Raw genomic sequence first — 25,219 nt, 5'->3', positions numbered from 1 at the left:
CGGTTGCGGCGGCCCTCTTTTTATTTGCGGGCCTTCGCGGCACCGGTGCTGGCCCGGGCTGCAATCAGCGCGCCGCCGGTGATCAGCGCCGCCGCCAGCGCCAGCCCCCAGGAGGCCGCGGCAATCCCCGCCAGCACCAGGATCAGCGTCGACAGCAGCGGCGCCGCATAGGAGCTGGTGCCAAGCATCTGGATATCGCCCTGCTTGACGCCAATGTCCCACACGTAGAACGCCAGCCCCACGGGGCCGAGCCCCAGCAGCAGCGTCGACGCCCAGCCCAGCGTGCCTGCGGGCCATACCGTCTCCTCCAGCAGAAAATGCAGCCCCCAGGAGGCCGCGGCAGTGGCCAGGCAGAACACCGCGACCGAACTGGTCGGCGCGCCGCCCACCAGCCGCGACAGCACCGAATAGCCGGACCAGGTGAGCGCGCACAGCAGCGCCAGACCGTAGCCCGGCAGATACTGCGCCTCAAATCCGCCGCCGCCGCCGGAAATGATGGTTGCCGCGCCGGCAAAACCCAAGCCGGCGCCGATCAGATGCCCCGCCTTCAGCTGCTCGCCGGGCAGCAGGCCGGACAGCAGAACGATCAGCAGGGGCCACAGATAGGCGATCAGCCCGGCCTCCGCCGCGGGCGCCAGCCGCAGCGCTGAGAAATACAGCGCGTGATAGCCGAACAGACCCAGGGTGCCGAAGATGTAGACCCTGACCGGCACGTGGCGCAGCTGGCCCAGCTTGCCGGAGGCCGCGGTCCAGATGATCCCCAGGGTGCCCCCGATGGTGAAGCACAGCGCGTTCAGCAGCAGCGGCGGGGCAGGTTCCGAGCCGACGGTCAGCAGCGCCAGCAGCGCCCACAGCAAAACAGCGATGAAGCCAATGGCGGTTGCGCGGGTCTTGGTCATTGGGAGTGCAGATCCTGAACAGGGATAATGTCGAAATCACCCCACATATGCGCGGTTTTCTCGATTTCCGCAAAGAACCAGTCGCGGAAGGCTGCGATCTGCGGCCGGTCCCTGGCTTCCGGCAGACACAGGAAGCGGAAGCGCGCGTCGGTCTGGATCGCGACCTTGAAGGGCGCCACCAGCCGCCCCTCCCGGACGTCCTTGATAATCAGCGGCCGCCGCCCCAGCGCCACGCCCAGGCCCGCGCAAGCGGCGTCAATGGCGTGATCGGGCGCCGAGAAATGGGTGCCGGTGCCGGGGGCGAATTCCAGTCCCACTGCCTGAAACCACGCAGGCCAGTCGCAGCCCGGCGCGATCGTGCTGAGGGAATCGTCGAAGATCAGCGGCGCGCGGCGCAGCGACTCCGGGGTCGGAAACTGCGCGTGCATCTCCGGCGTCATCACAGGTGTCAGCCAGTCGGGCCGGGTGCCGTAGGACGCCAGCCCGGCATCGTCGGAGACGCCAAAGCGGATCGCCACATCCACACCGCCGCGGCGCAGGTCCACCACCTTGAGCGAGGCCGACAGCCGCAGCTCGATTTCCGGGTGGCTGCGGGCGAATTCGAACAGCCGCGGCGCCAGCCATTTCGCCGTCAGCGCAGGCCCGGCGGTTACCGTCAGCGTGGTCTCATCCAGCAGCCGCCGGGTGCTCTGCCAGGCTTGGCCCAGCGCCCGGAAGCCCTCGGCGGCGCCGGGCGCCAGCGTCTCGCCCGCCTCGGTCAGCTCCACCGCGCGGTTCAGGCGCCGGAACAGCGGCTGGCCCAGATGCTCCTCCAGCGATTTGATTTGAAACGACAGCGCCGCAGGGGTCACGTTCAGCTCCTCCGCTGCCTTGGCAAAGGACATGTGGCGGGCGGCGGCATCAAAGGCGCGCAGGGCGGTGAGGGGCGGCAGGCGGTCTGACATAATCACATAAGTATACCTTAACTGAACGCTGGAAAAGTCTCGTTTGTGCGTTTCAGGCCATGGCCTCATATTGGTTGCAGGCAAAGGATACTGATCCGAAAGGAGGCCGAAGATGCTGGAATATTCTGCTGATGCCGCCGTGAGGTCTGCCATGGCCCGCGCCCACGCCGAACGCGCTCAGGTGCTGAAACTGGCCTGGACATGGCTGTTCGGCAAGAAGCCGGTGCCGGCCCTTCGCCCCAAGGTTTCCCGCTGGGCCTGAGCGCGCTCTAATTCGAGAAAAGGCACTTACGGGATAGGAAGAGGGCCGGCCTTGCGGGGCTGGCCCTTGCCGTTTCCGCATCAAGCCGCTTCAGCGGGAGGTCTGGTGGCGGATCAGCGGCTCAACCCTGAGGTAGCGGCCCAGCTGAGCGTCCAGATGGCGCAGGGCGTCCGGGCTGGCAGACACCAGCACCCGCTCGCGGGCGGGCGGGCTGAGCAGCGTGAGCCCGTCAATGTCTTCCAGCTGGCTCTGCCAGTTCTGCGGCAGCTCCTCCCGCATCGCGCGTTTTACCGCGATCACATAATCGGCCATCGGCCCGGCCTCCGCTTCAGCTTCGGGGCATTCCGTGCCCTTCATATATGGCAGCAAGACCGATCGTCCTGCAAATTTCCCGCAGCCGGTGGCGGGCGAGGTCGCTGCGGAAGATGTTGCGCGGCATCGCAAGGTAAGACGCATCTTCCGCCAGCACCCGCGCCAGCACGCCGCAGGCCACCGGTGTCGCCATCGAGGTGCCGTCGAGCGCCGCATAAGGCGCAGCAAGCCCGTGCCGGGCTGGAACCGGCGCGATGATGCCGACCCCCGGCACGATGGCGTCGATCTCCGGCCCGAAGCAGGAGAAACGGGCGAAGTAGAACCCGTCAAGGCCGAACAGCTCCGGCTGATCCGGCAGTTGGCCGCCCGAAACGGAGTCCTCCGGCGCGGTGCCCAGCTTGCCCGCGGCGGAAATTGCCGCGGTTTCGGGCAGGGCGGCGGGGAAATGGACGAACTCAAAGGAATTGGCAGCGGCGCAGAGGCACAGCGTGCCGCGCTCGGCGGCGTCCTGCACCGCATCCTGGACAACCTCTGACTTGACCGGCGCGCCCAGCGACAGGTTGATCAGATCCGCGCCCGCGCGGCTGAGGCTGTCGATCGCATCGGCGATATCGATATTCGCGGCGCCTTCGCCGGGCGGGAACACTCGGGCCGTGTGCAGCTCCACCCCCGGGGCGATGCCGCCATGCACCAGCTCCTCCCCCGGCCGCCCGGCGATTGTGCCAGCCACATGGGTGCCATGAACATCCGCGTCCGCCCCGCCATCGGGATCGTGGATGCCGAGGATAAAGGCGCCGTGGTCGGTGCCCTGAAGATGCGGATGCGGGCCCAGCCCGGTGTCGATGACTCCCACCCTGATGCCTGCGCCTGCGTCCGGCGCGAAACTGCTGATGCCGCTGGCATGGTGCCACCAGTCCAGCCGCCGGTTGCCCGGCAGTTTGCTGCAGACCACCGTGGTCTTCTGCCCGGACACCTGCGCCCACCGCGCCCAAAAGCCCGCATAGGGTTTGACGATGGCGGCCAGGGGCTGGAAAGCCGGGTTGCTGGGGAAGGCGGCGGCCCCGTCCGCCCCGGTGAGGGTCTCCTCGCGCATCACCTCGCCATCCAGCCGCCGCAGGAACAGGATCACGGTGGCCTGCGCCAGCGGCGCGCCGCCGCCGCGCACGTGGAATTCGAGCGGCGCAGCGCCTGCGGGCGCGACCCGCATCAGCCCTGCCAGCGGCACCCGGGCGTGTTTGAACATGGAGAGCGCACCCTCGCGCTCATGCAGGATCAGCGGCTCAACGATCACGTCGCTGGGGGTCGCTGCATCCAGTGCGAGCATTTCGGCCGCGGTGCCCTCGAGGATCACGCTGTGCCGGGCCAGGTCGTCGGCCGGGCGGGATTCGGAACGGATATGCGCGGTGGCGGGCAGTATCGTCAGCGCCTCGGCCAGCGCCGCGCGCGAGGCGATCTTTTCGGTTTCCTGGAACTTGCCGGCGCGCCGGTTGGACATCACGAATTGCATGATCTGCACTCCCTCCTTGCGGCACGTATGAGGGTAGATCTTTTCGCGTCCGCAACCAGTGGCGGCTCAAGGCGGTTGTGACCGCCCGTGTGTCCCGCACCCAGCCAAGGCAGGGTGCGGGCCGTCAGCAGGGCAGCGTATCAGACGAAGAACTGCGCGCCGTTGGCGGAGATGGTCGAGCCGTTGATGAAGCCCGAGTCGTCGGAGGCCAGGAAGGCCACGCAGCGGGCGATCTCTTCCGGCTCGCCCAGGCGGCCGGCCGGGATCTGGGCGATGATCGACTCACGCACCTTCTCCGGCACTGCCATCACCATCTCGGTGGCGATATAGCCGGGGCAGACCGCGTTGGCGGTGATGCCGGCGCGGGCGCCTTCCTGGGCCAGCGATTTCACGATGCCCAGGTCGCCCGCCTTGGTCGCGGCATAGTTCACCTGCGCGAACTGGCCCTTCTGGCCGTTGATCGAGGAGATCACGATGACGCGGCCGAACTTGCGCTCGCGCATGCCCGGCCAGATCGGGTGCACGGTGTTGAACACGCCGGTCAGGTTGGTGTCGATCACTTCCTGCCACTGCTGCGGCGTCATCTTGTGGAAGGGCGCGTCGCGGGTGATGCCGGCGTTGGCCACAACGATGTCGATCGGGCCCATTTCCTCTTCGACCTTGGCGATGCCGGCGGCGCTTTCCTCGTAGCTGCCAACATTCCACTTATAGGTCTTGATGCCGGTTTCGTCGGTGAATTTCGCCGCGGCTTCGTCATTGCCGGCATAGGTCGCGGCCACATTGCAGCCCTGCGCCTTCAGCGCCTGGGAAATTGCTGCGCCGATGCCGCGGGAACCGCCTGTGACGAGTGCAGTACGTGCCATTCAAGAATCCTCCAGATGAGTTTTTGCTTTGGTAATCTTGCTACAGTTTTGCTTGTGTGGGCGCAACAATATTGCTTCGTGAAATTTCTGCATTGCCGCAATTAAATTGTCGCACCCGCGGAATACCGCTGAATTGTAAAAGAAAAAGGGCGCCCCGAAAGGGCGCCCTGAGATATCAGCGGGTTTGTGCCACTTACGGGCGCTCCACGCACATGGCAACGCCCATGCCGCCGCCGATGCACAGCGTGGCCAGGCCTTTCTTGGCGCCGCGGCGCTTCATTTCGAACAGCAGCGTGTTCAGCACCCGGCAGCCCGAGGCGCCGATCGGGTGGCCGATGGCAATGGCGCCGCCGTTCACGTTTACGATCGACGGATCCCAGCCCATGTCCTTGTTGACCGCACAGGCCTGGGCGGCAAAGGCTTCGTTGGCCTCGACCAGATCCAGGTCATTGACCGACCAGCCGGCCTTCTCCAGCGCCTTGCGGGAGGCATAGACCGGGCCGACGCCCATGATCGCCGGGTCCAGGCCAGCAGTGGCGTAGGAGGCGATGCGGGCCAGCGGCTCGATGCCGCGGCGTTCGGCCTCGTCGGCGCTCATCAAGAGGGTGGCGGCGGCGCCGTCGTTCAGGCCGGAGGCGTTTGCCGCAGTGACCGAGCCGTCCCTGGTGAAGGCCGGGCGCAGCTTCTGCATGGCTTCGATGGTGGCGCCGTGGCGGATGTATTCGTCCTGATCGACCACGATCTCGCCCTTGCGGGTTTTCACGGTGAAGGCGGCGATCTCATCCGCGAACTTGCCGGCCTTCTGGGCGGCTTCGGCCTTGTTCTGCGAGGCAACGGCAAACTCGTCCTGCATATCGCGGGAGATCTGCCACTGCTCGGCCACGTTCTCGGCCGTCTGGCCCATGTGGTAGCCGTTGAAGGCATCCCACAGGCCGTCGCGGATCATCGTGTCGATGTATTGCATGTCGCCCATCTTGTGGCCCGCGCGCAGGTGCGCGGCATGGGGGCTGAGGGTCATGTTCTCCTGGCCGCCGGCCGCCACGATGGAGGCATCGCCCAGCTGGATGTGCTGCGCCCCAAGGGCGACAGCGCGCAGGCCGGAACCGCAGACCTGGTTGATGCTCCAAGCGGCGCTTTCCTTGGGCAGGCCCGCGTTGATATGCGCCTGGCGGGCCGGGTTCTGGCCCTGGGCGGCGGTCAGCACTTGGCCCAGAATGGTTTCCGACACCTCGGATTTGTCGACACCGGCCCGCTCCACCACGGCTTCCAGCACCGCGGCGCCCAGATCATGGGCAGGGGTATTGGCGAACGCGCCGCCAAAGGAGCCGACGGCGGTGCGCGCGGCCGATGCGATTACAACATTGGTCATTGATTTCTGGTCCTCTGCCATCATTTTGGTCTTCGGAAAAGCGCCGCGCAAACGGCCAGGCCGCGGCTGCGCAACATTCTTTCCCGTATCCACCGGGTACCGGCATAATCTATTGCTGCGCGTGCAGCAATTGACAGGGTGTCCCAGTCGGCGCGCAAGAGTCAACCGCCAGAAACGTCCTCTGCCGGAGGATTTCCGTCTGCGCCGGGGCGGGGCTTCGCAGGGCCGCCGGCCCGGGTGCCGGATCGCGGCGCGGGGCGGGCCGGAAAGCCGCTGCAAAGACAACGTGCTAACGTCTTGGCAGACGGCGTGGAGGACACCGCCGGCGTCCTGCGCGGAGCGCTGCGCCGGTGTTTCAGGGCAGGGGGAGCGGCTGGCGGTGCGATCTGTGCGCAAGGGCGCTGGCGGGCTGTCCGGCGTTAACCGGCCTGCTGGCGCTGCTTCATGTCCTCGATCCAGGGCGGCGACACTGACGGTGCGCCGTACAGGTAGCCCTGCAGGCAATCCACCCCGTTCTCCACCAGAAAGGCGGCATCTTCCTGGCTTTCCACCGACTCGGCGACGGTGAACATGTCGAACTGTTTGGCAATGCCGATCAGGGCGCGCACAACCGACTGGTTATCATGGCTGGCGTGAATGCCGCGCACGAACTGGCCGTCGATCTTCACCGCGTCGAAGAAGAACTGGCGGAAATGGCCGATCGCCGTTGTCCCGGCGCCGAAATTGTCGAGCGCAAAGGCTATCCCGTGCTGCTGCATCCGGCCCATGAAATCCAGCACCAGCTCCGGCGCGGCCATCACCGAGGCCTCGGTCAGTTCCAGCACAAGGCGTTCGCCCAGCGTGGCGTCGCCCTTCAGAAACCGGTGCAGCACCTGCGTCCAGCGCTGATAGCCGATGGAGCGGGCCGACATGTTGACGGACAGGCGGATCTGCGGGAATTTCTCCAGCGCGCGCAAGCCGTGCTGCAGCGCCAGGCAGTCCATCTCGCGGCCGATCTCCTTGTCCTCGACCACATGCATGAATTCCCGGGCGGGAATCACCCGGCCTGTCGGGTCCAGAACCCGGATGTAGCCCTCGTAAAAGGCGACGCCATGCGGCGCCATGGCCTGCATGACGGGCTGATAGGCCAATACGGTCTGACCGTGCTTAACCGCTTCGCCGACCATTTCCAGAGTGGACCGGTCGCGGCCTGCCACGGCCGCGCTCAGCGGGTTATCGGAGCCTTCGGGCAGATCTGCCATCGCGTTTCGTTTGTTCATGTGCTGCTGGGGCCCTGTTCCGGCAAAGGTGTGACACAATATGATGCTCCGGGCAGCGTCGCGCAAAAGGGTTGAGCCGGGATTAAAATTTAAATTTGAGCTATCGGGGCGCTCGCCCCGGCCCGGCTCAGCCGCCGAAGCCCGGCGTGCCCGCATCCTCCGGGTGCCGTGCCAGATGCGCAGCCTTGATCCCGGCAGAGGTGTCGCGGCTGCCGTCATGGCTGTAGCCGGGCGGCGCAAAGGCATAGAGCATCCGCTGCTTCCAGGTCAGGCCGGGCTGGGCCATGTCCTTGAAAATGCCAGCCCATTCGTGAAAGGCCACGCGCAGCGGGTTGAAAGTGGCGATGTTGTGGACCAGCCCGTAATCGGGCCGGTCATGGTCCTGTTCCGGCACGAAGGTGCCAAACAGCTTGTCCCAGATGATGAACACGCCGGCATAGTTGCAATCCAGATAGCGCGGATTGCGGCCATGGTGGGCGCGGTGGTGGCTGGGGGTGTTCATCACCGCCTCGAACCAGCGCGGCAGGCGGCCGACCGCCTCGGTGTGGATCCAGAACTGATAGATCAGGTTCACCCCGCCGCAGAACAGCACCAGCGCCGGGTGGAAGCCCAGCAGAACCATCGGCGCCTTGACCACCATCATGAAGGTGAAGGTGCCGGTCCAGGTCTGCCGCAGCGCGGTGGTCAGGTTGTAGTGCTGGCTGGAGTGATGATTGACGTGCGACGCCCAGACCCAGCGCACCCGGTGGCCCAGGCGGTGCACCCAGTAATAACGCAGGTCATCCAGCACGAAACAGGCCAGCACCGCCCAGACAGAAGTGCCCATGTCCAGCGGCGTCAGCTCCCACAGGAACATGAACAGGGTCCAGGCGATGAAGCCCAAAAGCAGCCCTTCGGCGACGCTGCCCGCGCCCATGATCAGCGAGGTGACGGCATCGCGGGTCTCATACCGCCCGCCGCGCTTTTTCAGGGCGATCCACAGGAACTCTGCCAGGATCGCGGCGATGAAGAACGGCACCGCCAGCTGGGTCACGTCGGGAAAGGAAATCTGTCCGGTCATGCAGCCTCCGCTGGGGTGTTGATCAGCTCCAGCCACTGCCGGCGCTCGCTCTCTTGCAAGGACAGCGAGAGGCCGGGGGCGGAAAAGTCATTGAACTCGAAACGCAGCCCGGCGGCGGTTTCGCGAATCCGGGCTGCGGCCAGAGGGCGGCCCACCGTATCGGCGCCAAAGGCCCAGAGCAGCCCGGGGCCGCCTTCGGTCAGCACCAGCGCCGCCTGCCCGCTGGCGGCGGGCAGAACCTTGATCACGCAGTCGTTGGGAAAATGGCGCAGCCAGGCGGACTTGGCGCTGCCGGCGGTCAGAACAGCCTGCCGGGACCGCCCCGTCAAGTGCAGCAGCACGGCAATTCCGGATATCCCGCCCACGACCAGGGCCAGCAGCAGTTCCAGCGGCATCACGTCCTCCCGCGGGCAGACTGGCGGCCCGCCGGAAAGCTGTCAAAGGTGGCGTGGGGTCAAGCCCGGCTGCCGCTATCCCGCCATTGCGGTGCTGCGCGGGCGGGCCAGAACCTCCATCTGCACCACCCGCTCGACAAAGGGCACCAGCCCTTCCGGCCCGGAGGCGCGGTCCTTGAGGTGGATGCAGACGTCCGGCCTGAGGGCGGCAATGATGCCGATCAGATCGCCGCGGATCTGGTCGTCCAGGCCTGCGCCCATGATCACGCATTCGATGCGCGGCTCGGTTTCCAGCTGGCGCACCACTTCGGGCTGGTCATGCGCGCCCAGCCATTGGATCGGCAGATGGTCCAGCTGCTCAGCCACATTGCCGATCACATGCGGCAGCTTGCCGATCAGTAACACAACAGGTTTCATTTCACGCTCCACCCTAAACCATGGCGCCTGCTTCAGGACGCCCCTCGGAAGTGAAATAGTGCGAAACCCGGCCGGGTCAGGGCCACGGGCCGCGCGGCGGCGCGGCAGGAAGCCTGTCCCGTTTGCAGCGCCGGCCAGCCCTCAGCCCAGGCATCCCGGCGGCCCGGCTCAGCTGCCTTCCGGATCAGCGATCATCGCCGCGATGATCTGCTTGGCGCTCTCGGAGTTCCACTCGGCATCGCCCAGCAGCCGCGCGACCTCCTTGCCGTCGCGGTCCAGCAGCACCGTGATCGGCAGGCCGATCACCGCCATCTCGCGGGCCAGCGCCTGTTTCGGGTCCTGGTGGCGGGGCAGGCTGGTGATACCGTTCTCGTCAAAGAACTTCTGGATGCCCGCGGGCGAGTTGCGCCCGGTGGCAATAGTCAGCACCTGGAAATCCGCGCCGCCGAACTCCTGCTGCAGTTCTTCCAGCTGCGGCATCTCCTTGCGGCAGGGGGCGCACCAGGTGGCCCAGAAGTTCAAGAGCACGATCTTGCCCTGGTAGTCGGCCAGGGTCGCCGTGCCCGCGCCGTCGGCCAGGTCGAACGCGGCCGCGGACACATCGCGCGGCTCGGCATGGACCACCAGTTTCTTCATCGAGCCGTCGCGCAGGGCCTCCAGCTGCGCCTGATCCGCCGCAACAGCGGCATTTGCACCCAAGGCGAGGGCCATATAAAGGGAAAGCTGACGAAACAGACGCATATTATCTCCGGGGTTCCACACCATGACAGATCAATCCTCGAACCAGATGTGGGGCGGCCGCTTTGCCGCTGGCCCGGACGCGATCATGGAGGCGATCAATGCCTCGATCGGGTTCGACAAGCGGATGGCGGCGCAGGACATCGCCGGCTCCAGGGCCCATGCGGCGATGCTCGCCGCCACAGGCGTCATTACGGATAATGATGCCGAGGCCATTCGGGAAGGGCTGCTCACCGTTTTGTCAGAGATCGAGGGCGGAACCTTCCAGTTTTCCACAGCACTGGAAGACATCCATATGAACGTGGAGGCCCGCCTGAAAGAGATCATCGGCGAGCCTGCAGGCCGCCTGCACACGGGCCGCAGCCGCAATGACCAGGTGGCGACCGATTTCAAACTCTGGGTGCGCGACCAGCTGGACGCCGCGGAATCGGGCCTCTTGGCGCTGATCCGCGCGCTTCTGTCGCAGGCTGAGGCGGGAGCCGATTGGGTGATGCCGGGCTTCACCCACCTGCAGACCGCGCAGCCGGTCACCTGGGGCCATCACATGATGGCCTACGTGGAGATGTTCGGCCGCGATCTGTCCCGCGTGCGCGATGCCCGCGTGCGAATGAACGAATCGCCGCTGGGTGCGGCGGCGCTGGCGGGCACGTCCTTCCCGATCGACCGGGAGATGACCGCCAAGGCGCTGGGCTTTGACCGTCCGGCGGCAAACTCGCTGGATGCGGTCAGCGACCGCGACTTCGCGCTGGAGTTCCTCTCGGTGGCGTCGATCTCTGCCATGCACCTCTCCCGCTTTGCCGAGGAGCTGGTGATCTGGTCCTCCGCCCAGTTCCGTTTCGTGACACTCAGCGACCGCTTCTCCACCGGCTCCTCGATAATGCCGCAGAAGAAGAACCCGGATGCGGCGGAGCTGATCCGCGCCAAGGTGGGACGGATCTTTGGCGCCAACACCGCGCTGATGATGGTGATGAAGGGGCTGCCGCTGGCCTATTCCAAGGACATGCAGGAAGACAAGGAACAGGTTTTTGACGCTGCCGACAACTGGATGCTGGCGCTGGCGGCGATGGAGGGGATGGTCAAGGACATGACCGCCAACCGCGAGTCGCTGGCCGCGGCGGCGGGTTCCGGTTTCTCTACCGCAACCGACCTTGCTGATTGGCTGGTGCGGGTGCTGAAGGTGCCGTTCCGCGATGCGCACCACGTGACCGGGACCCTGGTTGCGATGGCCGAAAAGCGCGGCTGCGATCTGCCGGACCTCTCCCTGGCGGATATGCAGGGCGTGCACGCAGGCATCACCGAGGACATCTTCTCTGTGCTTGGTGTCGAAAACTCGGTAAACTCGCGCATGTCTTATGGCGGAACAGCACCCGCCCAGGTGCGCGCGCAGGTCGCCCGCTGGAAAGAGGTTCTGGGCGGCTGAGGCCGTCCGGGCGGGGCTGCTGCAAGGAGGCAGACAATGCGCAACGTGATTTTTGCCTTGATCGGGCTGGCGGCGCTGGCCGCCTGCGGCGTCGACGGCGAGCCGGTGCAGCCGACGCTGAATGCCGGCGTTGGCGTCGGTGACAGCGGCGTCCATGTCGGCGGCGCGGTCGGGCTGCACAAGGGGCCGGTCAGCGTTTACCTGGGGTTCTAGCGGTGCCGCGCCCTTGATGCGCAACCGCTCAGCCACCATCTGAGAACCGCCCCTCTGCAACAGCCGGGGCGGTTTTTTCTTTGGAGATTGCGCGATGAAGCCTGTTGTTATGTTTGCGGCATTGCTTGCACTTGCAGCCTGCGAGGCCGGGGCGCCGGCAGCGGGGCGGCCGCAACAACATGACACTGCCCAATCCAGTGCGCCTGCCAAACCCGGTGTGAAAGTATCCGGCTCGGCCCGGGCCGGGGTGTCTCATAGCTTCTAGGCGCACGGCTTTTGCCCGTCCGGCCAGCCGGCCGTGCGGGTGCTTTTTGCTGCGTTGCTGGTCTGCCAGTCCTGATCTGCCAGTCTTGTTCTGCCTGTTCTGATCTGCTGCTGGTTCAGCAGCGGTCAGGCTTAAGGAATGGCGGCGCCGCCAAGGGGCGGAGGCGGGACGGGAGCTTCCTCCCGCACGCTGAACGTCGTCTTTGCGTGCCCGTGCCAAAGGGCCCTGTTCCAAGATGCCGGGGGTGTCAGGCCCGGCAGTGACCGCGATCAGGGGAAAGAATGCCGCATCCCGCTTAAGATCGGGTGAGGGCAGCGTGCGCAGGGGGCGCAACCCCCGGGGCCGCGGCACCCGGAGGCCGCGGTTGCGCAGTGAGTATTTGGGGAAAGATGAAGGCGCGGCGCTCTCTTTTCATCTTTCTTCCAAATACTCAAAATTCCCGGCGCGGCCGCTGGCAGGACGGCGGAGGGCTGGGCGGAATCATTTGATCCATCTGCCCCTTTTGCCCTAAACGCGTGGTTATGGACCATTTTCTCTACCGCGACGGCGCGCTTTTCGCCGAAGACGTTCCCCTCTCCGAGATCGCCGCGGCGGTGGGCACCCCGTTCTATGTCTATTCCACAGCCACTCTGCTGCGCCACTTCCGCCTGTTCGACGAGGCGCTGGAGGGCACCGATCATCTGGTCTGCTTTGCGATGAAAGCGGCCAGCAATCAGGCGATCCTGAAGACGCTGGCGCAGGCCGGCGCGGGCATGGATGTGGTCAGCCAGGGCGAATACCTGCGGGCGAGGGCGGCGGGGGTGCCGGGCGACCGGATCGTGTTTTCCGGCGTCGGCAAGACGGCAGAGGAAATCCGCGTGGCGCTGACCGGCGGCATCCGCCAGTTCAACGTCGAATCCGAGCCGGAGATGGAGGTGATCAGCGCCGTGGCTGAGGAACTGGGCGCCAAGGCCCCCATCACCATCCGGGTCAATCCGGATGTGGATGCCAAGACCCACGCTAAGATCGCCACCGGCAAATCCGAGAACAAGTTCGGCATCCCGATTGCCCGCGCCCGCGAGGTCTATGCCCGCGCCGCCGCGCTGCCGGGGCTGGAGGTGGTGGGGATCGACGTCCACATCGGCTCGCAGCTGACCGACCTGGAGCCGTTCCGGCTGGCCTATCAGAAGGTGGCGGAGCTGACGGAAACCCTGCGCGCCGACGGCCACGATATCCGCCGCCTCGACCTTGGCGGCGGCCTGGGCATTCCTTACGAGCGCTCGAACTCCGCGCCGCCCTTGCCGGTGGAATACGGCGCGATGGTCAAGGAAACGCTTGGCCACTTGGGCTGCGAGATCGAGATCGAGCCGGGCCGCCTGATCGCGGGCAACGCGGGCCAGCTGGTGTCGAAAGTGATCTATGTGAAATCGGGCGAGGGGCGCGATTTCGTGATCCTCGATGCGGCGATGAACGACCTGATCCGCCCGGCGATGTATGAGGCGCATCACGACATCATCCCGGTTCAAGAACCCGAGGCAGGCACAGAAAGCCGGCCCTATGACATCGTTGGCCCGGTGTGCGAGACCGGCGACACCTTTGCCAAGCAGCGCGATCTGCCGCCGCTTGCCGCGGGCGATCTGGTCTCCTTCCGCAGCGCCGGCGCCTACGGCGCGGTGATGGCGAGCGAGTACAACTCCCGCCCGCTGATCCCCGAAGTGCTGGTGCACGGGGATCAATTCGCGGTTATCCGCCGGCGGCCGGACTATGAAGAGATGATAAACCGCGATACCATCCCGGAGTGGCTCTGAAGCGGTCCGGACGCGATCCGGCGCGGGCCATCACAGCATGAGGCCCGAATGCCCTTTGACAGACGTGCCGATCCGGTCCTGAGGAAACTGCGCTGGCCTGCGGCTTTGACGCGGGCCGGGCTTGTGGCCGAACGCGCCGTGCGCGCCTTCTGGCCGCTGGTTTCGGTGCTGATGGCGGCGCTGGCGGCGCTGATGCTGGGGCTGCACCAGATGCTGCCGGACAGCGTGGTCTGGACTGGCGTGATTGCGGCTGTAGTTGCCGCCGCGGCCGCCTGCGGCTGGGGGGCCTGGCGGTTCCGCTGGCCCAGCCGGGCCGCGGCGCTGGAGCGGCTGGACGCGGCCTTGCCGGGCCGTCCGGTCAGCGCCCTGCTGGACACCCAGGCGATTGGCGCTGAGGACGCCGCCTCCGTCGCGTTGTGGCAGGCGCACCAGCGCCGGATGGCCGCCGCCGCCGCGCAGGCCCGCGCCCCTGCGCTCGACCTGAACGTCGCGTCCGCCGACCCCTATGCGCTGCGCTATATGGCGATGCTGTTTCTGGCGGTTGCGCTGCTGTTCGGCTCAATCTGGCAGGTGGCCTCGGTCAGGGATCTGGGCACCGGCGGCCCGGCGGCCCTCAGCGGTCCGGCCTGGGAGGGCTGGGCAGAGCCGCCCGCCTATACCCGCCTGCCGGTGCTCTACCTGAACGATCAGCCCGAAGGGGTGCTGAAACTGCCCGAAGGCAGCCGCGTCACCTTGCGCTTCTATGGCGAGGCGGGGGCGCTGACGCTGTCGGAAGCCGTCTCTGATCCCGCTGCGGAGCAGCTGCCCGCGCCGGAGGGCGCGGTGGCCTTTGAGGCGGTCCGCGACGGCGGGTTTGCCATCGAAGGGAGCGGCGGGCGCAGCTGGCAGGTGGAGGTGATCCCGGATCACCCGCCCGGCATCGCGGTGGCCGGCCAGCCGGAGCTGGAGAACGACGGTTACACCTCGCTGGCGTTCAGCGCCCGGGATGATTACGGCGTGGCCGGCGGGCAGGTGCGGATCACCCTGGATCTGGCCGCGGTGGAGCGGCAGCACGGGCTGGCCGCCGACCCCGACCCGCGCGAGGCGCTGGTGCTGGACCTGCCGCTGCCCCTGTCCGGCTCGCGCGAGGACTTCACCGAAAAGCTGATCGAGGATTTTGCCCGCCATCCCTGGGCCAACCTGCCGGTGGTGTTCACCCTGTCGGCCATGGATGAGGCCGGGCAGTCGTCGGCCGCAGCAGGCTTTGGCACGGAGCTCTTGACCCGCCGCTTCTTTGACCCGCTGGCGGCGGCGGTGATCGAGCAGCGCCGCGACCTGTTGTGGGCGCGCGCGAATGCGGTGCGGGTGGCGCAGATCCTGCGCACGCTGTCGCACCGGCCGGAGGGGCTTTACCGCGACTACGGCGATTACCTGCGGCTGCGCACCATCCTGCGGCGGCTGGAAGGCTACACCGTGCAGGGCTCCCTTCCCGAACCGCGGCAGGAGGAGATCGCCGCCGCGCTGTGGGATCTGGCGATGCAGCTGGAAGAGGGCGACGTGGGCGATGCGCTGGAGCGGATGCGGCGGGCGCAGGAGCGGCTGAGCCAGGCGATGCGCGACGGCGCCAGCGAGCAGGAGATCGCCCGCCTGATGCAGGAGCTGCGCGAGGCGACCCAGGATTATCTGCGCCAGCTGAGCCGGATGGCTGAGGCGGAGGGCGAGATGATGGATCCGGGTGACATGCCCGAGGATATGATGACGCTCAGCCAGGATGACCTGCAGGCGATGATGGACCGCATTCAGGAGCTGATGGAGCAGGGCCGCATGGCCGAGGCCGAACAGGCGCTGCGCGAGTTCCAGCAGATGATGGAAAACATGCGGATGACCCGCTCGCAGCAGGGCCAGGGGCAGGGCGATCAGGGCCGCGAGGCGATGGAGGGGCTGGCGGAGACCCTGCGCGAGCAGCAGGGGCTGTCGGATCAGGCCTTCCGCGATCTGCAGGAGCAGTTCAACCCCGGCGCCCGCAGCGGCGAAAGCCAGGGCAACGAGGGCCGTGACGGCGGCCTGGGCCGCGGCCAAAGCCACCAGGGCGGCCAGGGCGGCGACAGCGGTGAGGGCGAAGGCGGCGAAGGGGCGGACAGCCGCAACCCGGAGGGCCAGGGCGGCCAGAACGGCAGCGGCCGGGAGCAGCCGGGGCAGGGCGGCTCTTTGGCCGACCGGCAGCAGGCCTTGCGCCAGCAGCTGCAGCAGCAGCGCGACGGGCTGCCGTATCTGAGCGGCGAGGCCGGCGAAGCCGCGCGCGAGGCGCTGGACCGCGCGGGCCGCGCCATGGAGGGCGCCGAGGACGCGCTGCGCGGCGGCGACAATGCCGAAGCCATCGACCGCCAGTCCGACGCCATGGAGGCGCTGCGCGAAGGTATGCGCAGCCTGGGCGAGGCGCTGGCACAGCGTGACGACGGCCAGCGCAACGGCCAGGGGCAGCCGTCGTCCACGGCGCAGGGCGACCGGCTGGACCCGCTGGGCCGCAGCAACGGCTCGTTGGATGACGGCGGCAAGGTCGGCGAGGGCAACGCCTACCGCCGCGCCTGGGACCTGCTGGAGGACATCCGCCGCCGGGCCGGCGAGCGCGAGCGCACCGAGCGCGAGCGCAGCTATCTGCAGCGGCTGCTGGACCGGTTCTGAGCACCCGGCGGGCGCGCTGGAAAAGCTGTCAGTTCAAGAGAGGATATGAGAGGCCGGCCGCGTTACTGCGCGGCTGTCAGGGTCTTCACCTGCGCATCCAGCCATAGCCGCATCTGATCCACCCAGCTGACATAGCCGCTGAGCGCGGACTCCGCCTGCGGCAGCTTCTCGGCAATCAGGCTGGCGTTGTCATAGACGATCACCATCACCAGCGCCGCAATCAGCGACAGCGAAAAGCCGCGGGCAAAATTGTTCTTGCGCCGCACCGGCAGCTCGTCCGTGGCCGCATAATGGGCCGGCGCGCCGCTGCCGGCAGAGCGCAGGGTGGAGTTGATCTCTTCGATGTCCGGCAGCAGTTCCTTGCGGGAGCCGCTCTCGGCGGCGGCCAGCTGGCGCGGATCCTCGCCGCGGATGCGGGCCATCCGGTCGCGGGCCTGACGGCTGCGGCGGGCGGCCTCGTCCTGGGGGGCGATGGCCTCCTCCAGCCCCAGGTCGGGCTGGGTCTCCAGGCTCTGGCTTTCCGCCGCCCGCAGCGAGGCTTCGCGCTCGGCCTCCTCGCGCAGGATGCCGGTCAGGGCCGGATCGAGCGCGCGCGCGCGCTGCGGCTGCGGTTCGGCCTGCTGAGGCGGCATGTCTTCTTCTGCGTCCTGCGCAAAGACGTCCGGACCGTCCTGGCGGCTGTCTGCGAAAAAGGCTGCGGCCTCCTCGTCGAGGCCGCTGTACTCTGAGACAGGTTCTGCGGCATCTTCGGCGGCTTCCTCTGCAGCCCGCTGCGGGGCGTTTGCCGCGGCGTCCTGCTCCGGCTCCTCCCCGGCCTCAGCCGGAGCGGGGGCGTCCTCTGCCAGCGGGGCAGCCGCGGTGTGCGCAGCGGCGGCCTGGAACCAGGTCTGGCCGCAGTCGGAACATTGCACATCCCGCCCTTCCGCAGGGATCACATCCTCCGGCACTTCGTATTCGGCTGCACAATTCGGGCAGGTCAGGCGCATCATGCTCTCCTCGGCACCATCCCGCCGCCCGGCGGGCGGGCGGGTTGTTTTTCAACGGATTATATGGGTCCGCGTCCGGCGGCGAAAGAGACAAATGGCCGGACGCCGCAGCCCTTGGCTTCCCGGCAACAGAGCCCCCATTGAAACTGCCGGCCCCTTGGGGCAAAACACCGGAGCAAAATACCGGGGCGCCAAACCGGGGCGCATTCAGGGGGCGGCAGTGATCGAGCTGGAAAATGTGGGTTACAACTACGGTGGCGGCGAGCTGCTGGATGCCGTGTCGGTGCAGCTCGCACCGGGCTCGTTCCACTTCCTGACCGGGCCGTCCGGCGCGGGCAAGACGACGCTGCTGAAACTCTGCTACGGTGCGCTGACACCGACCTCGGGCCGGGTGCGCGCCTTCAATATGGATGTGCACGGGCTGGACCGCGACCAGATGGCCTATCTGCGCCGCCGCGTCGGCGTAGTGCATCAGGACTGCCGGTTCCTGGACCATCTGCCGGTGATCGAGAACATCGCCCTGCCGCTTTTGGTGTCGGGGCGGGAACTGAACCACGAGGAGGCCAATCTGCGCGAGCTTCTGAACTGGGTCGGCCTCAGCGAGCGCGCCCATGCGCTGCCGCCGGAGCTGTCGGGCGGCGAGCGCCAGCGGGCCGCGCTGGCGCGCTCGGTGATCCTGTCGCCGGATGTGATCATCGCGGATGAGCCCACCGGCAACGTGGATTGGGAGATGTCGCAGCGGCTGCTGCAGCTTCTGGTGGAGCTGAACCGGATGGGCAAGACCATCCTGGTCGCCACCCATGACCTGTCGCTGATCCGGGCCGCCAAGAAACAGGTGCAGGCGCGGGTGCTGCGGATTTCCAACCGGCAATTGCAGCTCGCGGGGGCGGACCTATGACCGACAGCAAGCTGCACAAGCTGATCCTGGGTGACAGCCAGGCCAACCGGGTGGTGCCGCCCACCGGTTTCACCGCCCAGCTGACGCTGTTTGTGGCGGGCGCGATGGGATTTCTGGCGGTGTTTGCCCTGGCGCTGTCGATGGCCTCCGGCCGCCTGGCCGACCGCTGGGCTTCGGAGCTGGCGCGCGCCGCGACCCTGCGCATCAACGCCCCGGCGGAGCAGCGCGTGGCGCAGACCGAGGCGGCACTGGAAATCTTGCGCCAGACGCCCGGCGTGGCCACCGCGCGGGCGCTGACCGGCGAGGAGCAGGCGGCGCTGCTGGCGCCCTGGTTCGGCTCCAGCCTGCCTGCGGGCAGCCTGCCGCTGCCGCAGCTGATCGAAGTCACTGCGGATGATCCCGGCTATGACCCGTCGGGGCTGCGGCTGCGGCTGCAGGCAGAGGTGCCCGGCGCGGTGCTGGACGATCACACCCGCTGGCGCGAGCCGCTGGTCGATGCCGCACGTTCGCTGCGGCGCCTGGCCTGGGTGTCGATCCTGCTGATCGGCGGCGCCACCGCGGCGATGATCACCCTGGCGGCCAACGCCGCGCTGGCAGCCAATGCCCAGGTGATCGAGGTGCTGCGGCTGGTGGGCGCGCTCGACAGCTATATCGCCCAGGCCTTCATCCGCCGCTTCACCCTGCGGGCGCTGACCGGCGCTGCGGCCGGCGTGGTGCTGGGTATGATCGGGGTCTGGCTGATGCCGGAAGCCTCGGATGAGGGCGGTTTCCTGACCGGCCTCGGTTTTCAGGGCTGGGGCTGGCTGGTGCCGCTCCTGATCCCGCCGCTGGGCGCGCTGGTGGCCTTTGCCGCCACCACCCGTGCCGCCACCAAACGTTTGGGAGAGCTGTCTTGAAGAACCCGGTCCAATGGCTGCGCTCGGCGGTCTTTCTGGTGCAGATGTATCTGGCGATGCTGGTGCTGGGCGTGGTGTTCGCCCCGTGGGCCGCGGTCTCGCCCAAGGGAGCGCGCCTGGCCTGCAAATCCTACGCCCGCTGGGTGCTGTGGACCGCGCGCTGGATGGTCGGCATCCGCTCCGAGGTGCGCGGCCAGGTGCCCGCCGGCGAGGTGATCGTCGCGGCCAAGCACCAGAGCTTTCTGGACATCCTGATCATCTTCAACGCGGTGCCGTCCGCCCGCTTCATCATGAAGCGCGAGCTGATGTGGACGCCGGTGATCGGGGTTTATGCCAAACGCCTGGGCTGCGTGCCGGTCGACCGCGGCAAGCGCGGCGCGGCGATTGCCAAGATGGTCAAGGATGTGGCGCTGCAAAGCCGTGAACCGGGCCAGCTGATCATCTACTCCCAAGGCACCCGCGTGGCGCCCGGCGCCCGCAAGCCCTACAAGATCGGCACTGCGGTGCTGTACCAGGGCCTGAGCCAGCCCTGCGTCCCGGCCGCCACCAATGTGGGCGTGTTCTGGCCGCGCACCGGCATCTACCGCAAGCCGGGTCTGGCAGTGGTGGAGTTTCTGGAGCCGATGCTGCCGGGGATGGACCGCGACGACTTCATGGTGCAGCTTGAAAACCGGGTGGAGCAGCGCTCGGACGAATTGATGAGAGAAGCGGGATTTGAACCAGATGCAATACCTCAGCAGCATTGAACAACTGGAGGCGCTTTACGGGGAACCGGGGGCGCCTTCTTTACGTAAGGTGGCGCGGCAGATGACGCCGCTGTACCGCAAGTGGATCATGGCCTCAAAACTGTGCATGCTGGCCACCGTCGGCCCGGAAGGCACCGACGACAGCCCGCGCGGCGATGACGGCCCGGTGGTGCAGGAGCTGGACCCTGGCACCCTGGCGCTGCCGGACTGGCGCGGCAACAACCGGCTGGACTCCTTGCGCAACATTGTGCGGGACGGGCGGGTGTCGCTGATGTTCCTGGTGCCGGGATCGAACAATGTGGTGCGCGTCAACGGCACCGCCCGGCTGACCGCCGACCCGGTCCTGCGCGCGCGGTTTGCAAAGAAGGGCAAGCTGCCGGCCACGGTGATCGTGATCTCAATCGGCGAGATCTATTCCCAATGCGCCCGCGCGATGCTGCGGGCGGGCACCTGGAGCGGCGCCGACGAAAGCGCTGGCCTGCCGACCATGGGCGACATCCTGGCCGAGCAGACAGCAGGCGAGGAGGGCGGTGCCGGATACGATCAAAGCTGGAACGCCCGCGCCGCCGAAACCATGTGGTGAGCGGGCGGCGCGGCGGTCAAGGACGTGCAGACGTCCTTGGCAAGAACCTTTGACACATTTCGCCGCCGCACGGCCTGAGCCGGGGGCAGTCCGGCCGGCTGGCCGCGGCGGCGGTCAGCTGATGACCTCGCCGATCAGGATCTGCGGCTGCACATCGGTGAAGTTCGGGATGTCCTCCAGCGCAGGCCCCGCCGCCTGCATCGCCGCGTCCAGCGCCGCCTGATCGGCAAAGACGAATGTGGCGATGGCATAAAACGGCGCCGGAACATGCGGCCCGCCTGCCAGCCCCTTGGCCACCACAGACGACTGGATATGCGGCCCCATGTGCTGCTCCACGATCTGCATGTGGGTCTTTGCGTAATAGGCGTGGTCGAACTTGGTCCCCTCAGTGACGGGGTAGATGACTTGCAACGTGACGGGCATGAAGGTGTCTCCTGCGGGTTATACACTTTGGGGCAGTAGAGCGGGGTTGGGGCGCAAATGCCAAATGAAAAAGGGCAGCTGCCGCCAGCTGCCCTATACCGTACCCTGATTGGCCCGGCTTAGCTGTGGATCGGCCCGTCGCCGCAGGCCAGAGCCGCCTCGCGCACCGCTTCGGAATAGGTCGGATGCGCGTGGCAGGTCAGTGCCACGTCCTCGGCCGAGGCGCCGAATTCCATCGCCACGCACAGCTCGTGGATCAGGTCGCCGGCCGCGGGGCCGATGATCGCGGCGCCGAGGATGCGGTCGGTTTCCTGGTCGGCGATGATCTTGACGAAACCGCCGTCGGCCTGGTGCACCGCCTTGGCGCGGGCGTTGCCCATGAACATGAACTTGCCGACCTTGATCTTCTTGCCCTCGGCCTTCAGCGCGTCCTCGGTCGCGCCCACGGTGGCGACTTCCGGCGTGGTGTAGACAACACCCGGAATGACGCCATAGTTCACATGGCCGTGCTTGCCCGCGATCACCTCGGCGACCGCCATGCCCTCATCCTCGGCCTTGTGCGCCAGCATCGGGCCTTCGATCACGTCACCGATGGCATAGATGCCCTTGATGTTGGTGGCCCAGTGGCTGTCGGTGGCGATCTGGCCGCGCTCGGTCATCTTGATGCCGAGGCCGTCCAGCCCCAGCCCTTCGGCATAGGGTTTGCGGCCCGTGGCCACCAGCACGACATCGGCGTCCAGCGTCTCCTCGCCGCCGCCCTTCTTGGGCTGGTACCTGACCTTGGCCTTCGACTTGGAGGTTTCCACCCCCTGCACGGCGGCGCCCAGGATAATGTTGAGGCCCTGCTTTTCCAGGATCCGCTTGAAGGAGCGCTGCACGTCCTTGTCCATGCCGGGGCAGACGGCGTCCATGTACTCCACCACGGTCACCTCGGACCCGAGGCGGGCATAGACCGAGCCCAGCTCCAGCCCGATGACGCCCGCGCCAATGACGGCCAGTTTCTTCGGGATCTTCGGCAGCTCCAGCGCGCCGGTGGAGGAGACCACGATCTTCTCGTCGATCTCGACGCCGGGAATGGACGCAGGCACCGAGCCGGAGGCGATCACGATGTTCTTGGCCTCATGCACGTCGTCGCCGACCTGCACCTTGCCCGCCGCCGGAATGGACGCCCAGCCCTTGATCCAGTCGATCTTGTTCTTCTTGAACAGGAACTCGATGCCGCCGGTGTTCTGGCCGATCACCTCGTCCTTGTAGGCCTTCATCTGGTCCCAGTCGACCGAGGGGGCTTTGCCCTTGAGGCCCATATGGGCGAAGTTGTGCTCTGCCTCATGCAGCAGGTGGGTCGAGTGCAAGAGCGCCTTGGAGGGGATGCAGCCCACATTGAGGCAGGTGCCGCCGAGGGTTTCGCGGCCCTCGACAACAGCTGTCTTCAGTCCCAGCTGGGCGCAGCGGATGGCGCAGACATAGCCGCCGGGGCCGGCGCCGATTACGATGACGTCATATTGGGACATGGGTCGGTTTTCCTCTTTTCTCCCCGGTTCCGTTTGCCGGAACACGCGCTAGGGGATGGTTGTTTTATGATCAGACCGGGGTCAACATCTTGATCGAGATATTGGTGACCCCGTCGCGTTCAAGGTGCATGGCGAGTTCCTCCGAGCCGAAGAAGGCGCGGGCCTTGTCCAGATCGGTGATGGCGAACAGCGCCACAGCGTGGTTCTTCTTGTCCGGGTCGCTCCAGACGTTCAGATCGGTGATGCCGGAGGCCTGCCGGTTGCGCTTGTCCTGCCGGAACACGGTGAGCCAGGCGTCGAAATCGGCCACATCGGCCTGCCAGAGTACGTGGGTTGCCATTGGGATTACTCCTTTATCCGTATTGAAGGCAGGATGCCCCGGATCGGCAGGGGAGCGCTTTGATTCCACTCAAGAAAGGCGGCTTCACTGGCGATGTTTTGTGCAAGGGGGCGCTGCCCCCGGCCCTGGCGGGCCTCCCCCGGAGTATTTGGGCAAAGGTGAATAGTCATAGCAGCGCCGCCACCAGCATCAGGGCGGTGGCGAGGTAGCCCACGCTCCAGATCAGGCTGCGCCAGGGCACCCAGCCGAAGGCGTAGGCCGGGATATAGAGCAGGCGCGCGCCGAGGTAGGCAAAGGCGCACCCCGCGGTGAAGGGCGAGCTTTTGCCTGCCAGCGTGACCGCGAGGCAGGCAATTGTGAACAGGATCAGCCCTTCGAAATGGTTGTTCATCGCGCGGTACAGCCGCGCGGTGCGGCGGGAGACCTGATCCTGCAAATCGCCGCCCAGCCGGTCGCGGTCGCGCGGGCCTAGCGTCTTGCCCTGGCCAAGCTCCAGGTTTGCAGGCACCGCCATCAGGGCGATCTGGAAGACCTGCAGGAGCGCGGCGAGGGTGAGGGCGGTGAGTTCGGGGGTCATGTCCGGCGATCTTTTCGAGCTTTCACCCAGATCCAGAGTGGACAGATCCAGCCAAGAGCTGCGTACAAAGCGAAAACCTTGAACGACGGCCGCTGCATCTGATGGGTGGATTCTCCTGCGTAAGTTAACAGCGCAACGAATACACAGAGAAACCAGACCCATAACCAGAAGGAAACCGGGTGGTCGGCCTTCCAGTCGAGCACGCGTTTCTTGAGCGCGAAAAGCTTGGGAAACTCCCTTTCATGGTCCGGCTCGGGTTGGTAGCTCATACCGCTCACGCAATGCTATTAAGAAACACGCATCGGGCCGCTGATGGGCCCGATGCAATTCAGATGCGCCCGTCCTTACAGATCCATCAGCAGACGGCGCGGATCTTCCAGTGCTTCCTTGACGCGGACCAGGAAGGTCACGGCGCCTTTGCCGTCGACGATGCGGTGGTCGTAGCTCAGCGCCAGATACATCATCGGGCGGATCTTGATTTCGCCGTTGATCACCATCGGGCGGTCCTGGATCTTGTGCATGCCCAGGATGCCGGACTGCGGCGGGTTCAGGATCGGCGAGGACATCAGCGAGCCGTAGACGCCGCCGTTGGAGATGGTGAAGGTGCCGCCCTGCATTTCCGCCATCGACAGCTTGCCGTCGCGGGCGCGCCTGCCCTTCTCGGCGATCGCCTTTTCGATCTCGGCAAAGGACATCGCGTCGGCGTCGCGGATCACCGGCACAACCAGGCCTTGCGGGGTGCCAGCGGCAACGCCCATGTGCACGAAGTTCTTGTAGACGATGTCGGTGCCGTCGATCTCGGCGTTGACCTCGGGGACTTCCTTCAGCGCGTGGCAGCAGGCCTTGGTGAAGAACGACATGAAGCCCAGGCGCACGCCGTGCTTCTTCTCGAACTGGTCCTTGTACTGGTTGCGCAGCGCCATCACCTCGGTCATGTCCACCTCGTTGTAGGTGGTCAGGATCGCGGCGGTGTTCTGGGCGTCCTTCAGGCGTTTGGCGATGGTCTGGCGCAGGCGGGTCATCTTGACCCGTTCCTCGCGCGCGGCGTCGTCCGCCGTGACCGGGCCGCGCACCTGGGCAGGGGCCGGGGCAGATGCAGGTGCGGATTTGGCAGCGGCCAGGGCGGCTGCAACGTCTTCCTTCATGATGCGCCCGTCGCGCCCGGTTCCCTTGACCTGGCTGGCGTCGATGCCGGCCTCTGCCATTGCCTTTTCCGCCGAGGGGGCGTTTTTGACGCCTGCGCCCGCTCCGGTGCTGGTGCCGCTGGCAGCGTCTGCGGCGGGTCCGGCATCGGTGCCGCCCGCAGCGCCGGCTTCACCCGCCGACAGGACCGCCAGCTTGCCGCCCGCGTTCACGGTTGCGCCTTCTTCGGCCAGGATTTCGGTCAGCACGCCGGCCGCGGGCGCGGGCACTTCGACGGAGACCTTGTCGGTTTCCAGCTCGCACAGCATCTCGTCCTGCGCGACGCTGTCGCCCACCTTCTTGAACCAGGAGGAAACGGTCGCCTCGGAGACCGATTCGCCAAGCGCGGGGACCATGACCGGCACCGGGGCGCCGTCGCCGCCGGAGGACGCATCAGACGGAGCCGGTGCTGCCGCGGTCTTGCTGTCCGCTGCTGCCGGGGCTGCGGCGGTGCCGTTGGCCTCGGTCAGGGTGGCCAGCAGCGCGTCGACGCCAACGGTCTCGCCTTCGCCGGCGACGATCTCGCCCAGGGTGCCGGCCGCGGGCGAGGGCACCTCGACGGTCACCTTGTCGGTTTCCAGCTCGCAGAGCATTTCATCGGCATTGACGGAGTCGCCGGGTTTCTTGAACCAGGTGGCCACGGTGGCCTCGGTCACGGATTCGCCCAGGGTGGGTACGCGGACTTCGGTTGTCATGTCTCTTTATC

27 protein-coding genes are annotated in these 25,219 nt (G+C 66.8%); 9 read left to right on the top strand and 18 right to left on the bottom strand.

Features of this window, described 5'->3' with window-relative positions; all coding sequences use genetic code 11:
* Nucleotides 1-20: 20 nt before the first annotated feature.
* Nucleotides 21-899, bottom strand: coding sequence for an aromatic amino acid exporter YddG (gene yddG / locus DAEP_RS0110490; protein ID WP_027244613.1), 879 nt, complete (start codon nucleotides 897-899; stop codon nucleotides 21-23).
* Nucleotides 896-1,843 (bottom strand): transcriptional regulator GcvA, encoded by a 948-nt coding sequence (locus tag DAEP_RS0110485; RefSeq protein ID WP_027244612.1) that lies wholly within the window; start codon nucleotides 1,841-1,843, stop codon nucleotides 896-898. The genes yddG and DAEP_RS0110485 overlap by 4 nt, the downstream gene beginning before the upstream one ends.
* 112 nt (nucleotides 1,844-1,955) lie before the next feature.
* Here DAEP_RS0110485 and DAEP_RS24240 point away from each other — a divergent pair, with 112 nt between their 5' ends.
* Nucleotides 1,956-2,105 carry a hypothetical protein gene (locus tag DAEP_RS24240; RefSeq protein ID WP_167630826.1) on the top strand — a complete coding sequence of 50 codons (150 nt, stop codon included), beginning with the start codon at nucleotides 1,956-1,958 and terminating at the stop codon, nucleotides 2,103-2,105.
* Between the two features lie 90 nt (nucleotides 2,106-2,195).
* Here DAEP_RS24240 and DAEP_RS0110475 read toward each other — a convergent pair whose 3' ends face one another.
* From DAEP_RS0110475 to DAEP_RS0110435, 9 genes are all read right to left on the bottom strand, one after another.
* Nucleotides 2,196-2,462 (bottom strand): hypothetical protein, encoded by a 267-nt coding sequence (locus tag DAEP_RS0110475; protein ID WP_027244611.1) that lies wholly within the window; start codon nucleotides 2,460-2,462, stop codon nucleotides 2,196-2,198.
* Nucleotides 2,434-3,924 (bottom strand): S8 family peptidase, encoded by a 1,491-nt coding sequence (locus DAEP_RS23330; protein WP_154665052.1) that lies wholly within the window; start codon nucleotides 3,922-3,924, stop codon nucleotides 2,434-2,436. The genes DAEP_RS0110475 and DAEP_RS23330 overlap by 29 nt, the downstream gene beginning before the upstream one ends.
* A 140-nt stretch (nucleotides 3,925-4,064) precedes the next feature.
* Nucleotides 4,065-4,787, bottom strand: a complete 723-nt coding sequence (phbB, locus tag DAEP_RS0110465) for an acetoacetyl-CoA reductase (protein ID WP_008554116.1) — start codon at nucleotides 4,785-4,787, stop codon at nucleotides 4,065-4,067.
* Nucleotides 4,788-4,980: 193 nt separating this feature from the next.
* On the bottom strand, nucleotides 4,981-6,156 hold the full coding sequence (locus DAEP_RS0110460; protein ID WP_027244610.1) for an acetyl-CoA C-acetyltransferase: 1,176 nt from the start codon (nucleotides 6,154-6,156) through the stop codon (nucleotides 4,981-4,983).
* Nucleotides 6,157-6,575: 419 nt separating this feature from the next.
* The gene (locus DAEP_RS0110455) at nucleotides 6,576-7,415 is read right to left on the bottom strand and encodes an EAL domain-containing protein (RefSeq protein WP_027244609.1); all 840 of its coding nucleotides are present in this window, start codon (nucleotides 7,413-7,415) and stop codon (nucleotides 6,576-6,578) included.
* 127 nt (nucleotides 7,416-7,542) lie between these two features.
* On the bottom strand, nucleotides 7,543-8,475 hold the full coding sequence (locus DAEP_RS0110450; RefSeq protein ID WP_027244608.1) for a sterol desaturase family protein: 933 nt from the start codon (nucleotides 8,473-8,475) through the stop codon (nucleotides 7,543-7,545).
* Nucleotides 8,472-8,870 carry a hypothetical protein gene (locus DAEP_RS0110445; RefSeq protein WP_008553678.1) on the bottom strand — a complete coding sequence of 133 codons (399 nt, stop codon included), beginning with the start codon at nucleotides 8,868-8,870 and terminating at the stop codon, nucleotides 8,472-8,474. The genes DAEP_RS0110450 and DAEP_RS0110445 overlap by 4 nt, the downstream gene beginning before the upstream one ends.
* Before the next feature lie 75 nt (nucleotides 8,871-8,945).
* The gene (locus DAEP_RS0110440; protein WP_027244607.1) at nucleotides 8,946-9,287 is read right to left on the bottom strand and encodes a hypothetical protein; all 342 of its coding nucleotides are present in this window, start codon (nucleotides 9,285-9,287) and stop codon (nucleotides 8,946-8,948) included.
* Nucleotides 9,288-9,455: 168 nt separating this feature from the next.
* Nucleotides 9,456-10,028 carry a TlpA disulfide reductase family protein gene (locus DAEP_RS0110435; protein ID WP_245595079.1) on the bottom strand — a complete coding sequence of 191 codons (573 nt, stop codon included), beginning with the start codon at nucleotides 10,026-10,028 and terminating at the stop codon, nucleotides 9,456-9,458.
* Nucleotides 10,029-10,050: 22 nt separating this feature from the next.
* Here DAEP_RS0110435 and argH point away from each other — a divergent pair, with 22 nt between their 5' ends.
* The 4 genes from argH (at nucleotide 10,051) to DAEP_RS0110415 (ending at nucleotide 16,371) form a co-directional block, all read left to right on the top strand.
* Complete coding sequence (gene argH / locus DAEP_RS0110430) at nucleotides 10,051-11,445, top strand: argininosuccinate lyase (protein WP_027244605.1); 1,395 nt, start codon at nucleotides 10,051-10,053, stop codon at nucleotides 11,443-11,445.
* A 36-nt stretch (nucleotides 11,446-11,481) separates the two neighbouring features.
* Entirely contained in the window at nucleotides 11,482-11,658 is a 177-nt protein-coding gene (locus DAEP_RS24235) for a hypothetical protein (RefSeq protein WP_167630825.1), read from the top strand.
* Between the two features lie 786 nt (nucleotides 11,659-12,444).
* Nucleotides 12,445-13,710: a diaminopimelate decarboxylase gene (gene lysA / locus DAEP_RS0110420; protein ID WP_008554328.1), complete on the top strand. Its 1,266-nt coding sequence runs from the start codon at nucleotides 12,445-12,447 to the stop codon at nucleotides 13,708-13,710.
* Nucleotides 13,711-13,758: 48 nt separating this feature from the next.
* Complete coding sequence (locus DAEP_RS0110415) at nucleotides 13,759-16,371, top strand: DUF4175 domain-containing protein (protein ID WP_027244604.1); 2,613 nt, start codon at nucleotides 13,759-13,761, stop codon at nucleotides 16,369-16,371.
* A 62-nt stretch (nucleotides 16,372-16,433) separates the two neighbouring features.
* Here DAEP_RS0110415 and DAEP_RS0110410 read toward each other — a convergent pair whose 3' ends face one another.
* The gene (locus DAEP_RS0110410) at nucleotides 16,434-17,357 is read right to left on the bottom strand and encodes a zinc-ribbon domain-containing protein (RefSeq protein ID WP_027244603.1); all 924 of its coding nucleotides are present in this window, start codon (nucleotides 17,355-17,357) and stop codon (nucleotides 16,434-16,436) included.
* Between the two features lie 220 nt (nucleotides 17,358-17,577).
* Between DAEP_RS0110410 and DAEP_RS0110405 the strand changes: the two genes are divergently transcribed.
* The 4 genes from DAEP_RS0110405 to DAEP_RS0110390 are packed head-to-tail and all read left to right on the top strand — an operon-like array spanning nucleotide 17,578 to nucleotide 20,480.
* Entirely contained in the window at nucleotides 17,578-18,255 is a 678-nt protein-coding gene (locus DAEP_RS0110405) for a cell division ATP-binding protein FtsE (protein WP_008557426.1), read from the top strand.
* Entirely contained in the window at nucleotides 18,252-19,151 is a 900-nt protein-coding gene (locus DAEP_RS0110400; RefSeq protein WP_027244602.1) for a cell division protein FtsX, read from the top strand. Before DAEP_RS0110405 ends, DAEP_RS0110400 begins: the two co-directional genes overlap by 4 nt.
* Complete coding sequence (locus tag DAEP_RS0110395; RefSeq protein ID WP_008553401.1) at nucleotides 19,148-19,897, top strand: lysophospholipid acyltransferase family protein; 750 nt, start codon at nucleotides 19,148-19,150, stop codon at nucleotides 19,895-19,897. The genes DAEP_RS0110400 and DAEP_RS0110395 overlap by 4 nt, the downstream gene beginning before the upstream one ends.
* Nucleotides 19,875-20,480, top strand: a complete 606-nt coding sequence (locus DAEP_RS0110390) for a pyridoxamine 5'-phosphate oxidase family protein (protein ID WP_027244601.1) — start codon at nucleotides 19,875-19,877, stop codon at nucleotides 20,478-20,480. Before DAEP_RS0110395 ends, DAEP_RS0110390 begins: the two co-directional genes overlap by 23 nt.
* A gap of 114 nt (nucleotides 20,481-20,594) precedes the next feature.
* On the opposite strand, the gene DAEP_RS0110385 is transcribed toward DAEP_RS0110390, so the two are convergent.
* The 6 genes from DAEP_RS0110385 to odhB form a co-directional block, all read right to left on the bottom strand.
* Entirely contained in the window at nucleotides 20,595-20,903 is a 309-nt protein-coding gene (locus DAEP_RS0110385; RefSeq protein WP_008555624.1) for an EthD family reductase, read from the bottom strand.
* Nucleotides 20,904-21,022: 119 nt separating this feature from the next.
* The gene (gene lpdA, locus DAEP_RS0110380) at nucleotides 21,023-22,414 is read right to left on the bottom strand and encodes a dihydrolipoyl dehydrogenase (RefSeq protein WP_027244600.1); all 1,392 of its coding nucleotides are present in this window, start codon (nucleotides 22,412-22,414) and stop codon (nucleotides 21,023-21,025) included.
* 70 nt (nucleotides 22,415-22,484) lie between these two features.
* Nucleotides 22,485-22,754, bottom strand: a complete 270-nt coding sequence (locus DAEP_RS0110375; protein WP_027244599.1) for a hypothetical protein — start codon at nucleotides 22,752-22,754, stop codon at nucleotides 22,485-22,487.
* 166 nt (nucleotides 22,755-22,920) lie between these two features.
* The gene (locus tag DAEP_RS0110370; protein ID WP_027244598.1) at nucleotides 22,921-23,331 is read right to left on the bottom strand and encodes an MAPEG family protein; all 411 of its coding nucleotides are present in this window, start codon (nucleotides 23,329-23,331) and stop codon (nucleotides 22,921-22,923) included.
* Nucleotides 23,328-23,600, bottom strand: a complete 273-nt coding sequence (locus tag DAEP_RS0110365) for a hypothetical protein (RefSeq protein WP_027244597.1) — start codon at nucleotides 23,598-23,600, stop codon at nucleotides 23,328-23,330. Before DAEP_RS0110365 ends, DAEP_RS0110370 begins: the two co-directional genes overlap by 4 nt.
* A gap of 75 nt (nucleotides 23,601-23,675) precedes the next feature.
* Complete coding sequence (gene odhB / locus DAEP_RS0110360) at nucleotides 23,676-25,208, bottom strand: 2-oxoglutarate dehydrogenase complex dihydrolipoyllysine-residue succinyltransferase (RefSeq protein ID WP_027244596.1); 1,533 nt, start codon at nucleotides 25,206-25,208, stop codon at nucleotides 23,676-23,678.
* Nucleotides 25,209-25,219 lie beyond the last annotated feature (11 nt).

Origin of the sequence: Leisingera daeponensis DSM 23529, from assembly GCF_000473145.1 — a bacterium.
GTDB lineage: Bacteria > Pseudomonadota > Alphaproteobacteria > Rhodobacterales > Rhodobacteraceae > Leisingera > Leisingera daeponensis.
This window is presented reverse-complemented; position numbering and strand designations above follow the sequence as displayed.

Excerpts from the sequence above, each read along its gene's own strand:
- yddG (WP_027244613.1), bottom strand. The coding sequence starts at position 899 with ATGACCAAGACCCGCGCAACCGCCATTGGCTTCATCGCTGTTTTGCTG.
- DAEP_RS24240 (WP_167630826.1), top strand. The coding sequence starts at position 1,956 with ATGCTGGAATATTCTGCTGATGCCGCCGTGAGGTCTGCCATGGCCCGC.
- lpdA (WP_027244600.1), bottom strand. The coding sequence starts at position 22,414 with ATGTCCCAATATGACGTCATCGTAATCGGCGCCGGCCCCGGCGGCTAT.
- odhB (WP_027244596.1), bottom strand. The coding sequence starts at position 25,208 with ATGACAACCGAAGTCCGCGTACCCACCCTGGGCGAATCCGTGACCGAG.
- DAEP_RS0110450 (WP_027244608.1), bottom strand. The coding sequence starts at position 8,475 with ATGACCGGACAGATTTCCTTTCCCGACGTGACCCAGCTGGCGGTGCCG.
- DAEP_RS0110365 (WP_027244597.1), bottom strand. The coding sequence starts at position 23,600 with ATGAGCTACCAACCCGAGCCGGACCATGAAAGGGAGTTTCCCAAGCTT.
- DAEP_RS0110375 (WP_027244599.1), bottom strand. The coding sequence starts at position 22,754 with ATGGCAACCCACGTACTCTGGCAGGCCGATGTGGCCGATTTCGACGCC.
- DAEP_RS0110400 (WP_027244602.1), top strand. The coding sequence starts at position 18,252 with ATGACCGACAGCAAGCTGCACAAGCTGATCCTGGGTGACAGCCAGGCC.
- DAEP_RS0110455 (WP_027244609.1), bottom strand. The coding sequence starts at position 7,415 with ATGAACAAACGAAACGCGATGGCAGATCTGCCCGAAGGCTCCGATAAC.
- DAEP_RS24235 (WP_167630825.1), top strand. The coding sequence starts at position 11,482 with ATGCGCAACGTGATTTTTGCCTTGATCGGGCTGGCGGCGCTGGCCGCC.
- DAEP_RS0110370 (WP_027244598.1), bottom strand. The coding sequence starts at position 23,331 with ATGACCCCCGAACTCACCGCCCTCACCCTCGCCGCGCTCCTGCAGGTC.
- DAEP_RS0110385 (WP_008555624.1), bottom strand. The coding sequence starts at position 20,903 with ATGCCCGTCACGTTGCAAGTCATCTACCCCGTCACTGAGGGGACCAAG.
- DAEP_RS0110390 (WP_027244601.1), top strand. The coding sequence starts at position 19,875 with ATGCAATACCTCAGCAGCATTGAACAACTGGAGGCGCTTTACGGGGAA.
- lysA (WP_008554328.1), top strand. The coding sequence starts at position 12,445 with ATGGACCATTTTCTCTACCGCGACGGCGCGCTTTTCGCCGAAGACGTT.
- argH (WP_027244605.1), top strand. The coding sequence starts at position 10,051 with ATGACAGATCAATCCTCGAACCAGATGTGGGGCGGCCGCTTTGCCGCT.
- DAEP_RS0110440 (WP_027244607.1), bottom strand. The coding sequence starts at position 9,287 with ATGAAACCTGTTGTGTTACTGATCGGCAAGCTGCCGCATGTGATCGGC.
- DAEP_RS0110415 (WP_027244604.1), top strand. The coding sequence starts at position 13,759 with ATGCCCTTTGACAGACGTGCCGATCCGGTCCTGAGGAAACTGCGCTGG.
- DAEP_RS0110475 (WP_027244611.1), bottom strand. The coding sequence starts at position 2,462 with ATGAAGGGCACGGAATGCCCCGAAGCTGAAGCGGAGGCCGGGCCGATG.
- phbB (WP_008554116.1), bottom strand. The coding sequence starts at position 4,787 with ATGGCACGTACTGCACTCGTCACAGGCGGTTCCCGCGGCATCGGCGCA.
- DAEP_RS0110460 (WP_027244610.1), bottom strand. The coding sequence starts at position 6,156 with ATGACCAATGTTGTAATCGCATCGGCCGCGCGCACCGCCGTCGGCTCC.
- DAEP_RS0110445 (WP_008553678.1), bottom strand. The coding sequence starts at position 8,870 with ATGCCGCTGGAACTGCTGCTGGCCCTGGTCGTGGGCGGGATATCCGGA.
- DAEP_RS0110485 (WP_027244612.1), bottom strand. The coding sequence starts at position 1,843 with ATGTCAGACCGCCTGCCGCCCCTCACCGCCCTGCGCGCCTTTGATGCC.
- DAEP_RS23330 (WP_154665052.1), bottom strand. The coding sequence starts at position 3,924 with ATGCAATTCGTGATGTCCAACCGGCGCGCCGGCAAGTTCCAGGAAACC.
- DAEP_RS0110435 (WP_245595079.1), bottom strand. The coding sequence starts at position 10,028 with ATGCGTCTGTTTCGTCAGCTTTCCCTTTATATGGCCCTCGCCTTGGGT.
- DAEP_RS0110410 (WP_027244603.1), bottom strand. The coding sequence starts at position 17,357 with ATGCGCCTGACCTGCCCGAATTGTGCAGCCGAATACGAAGTGCCGGAG.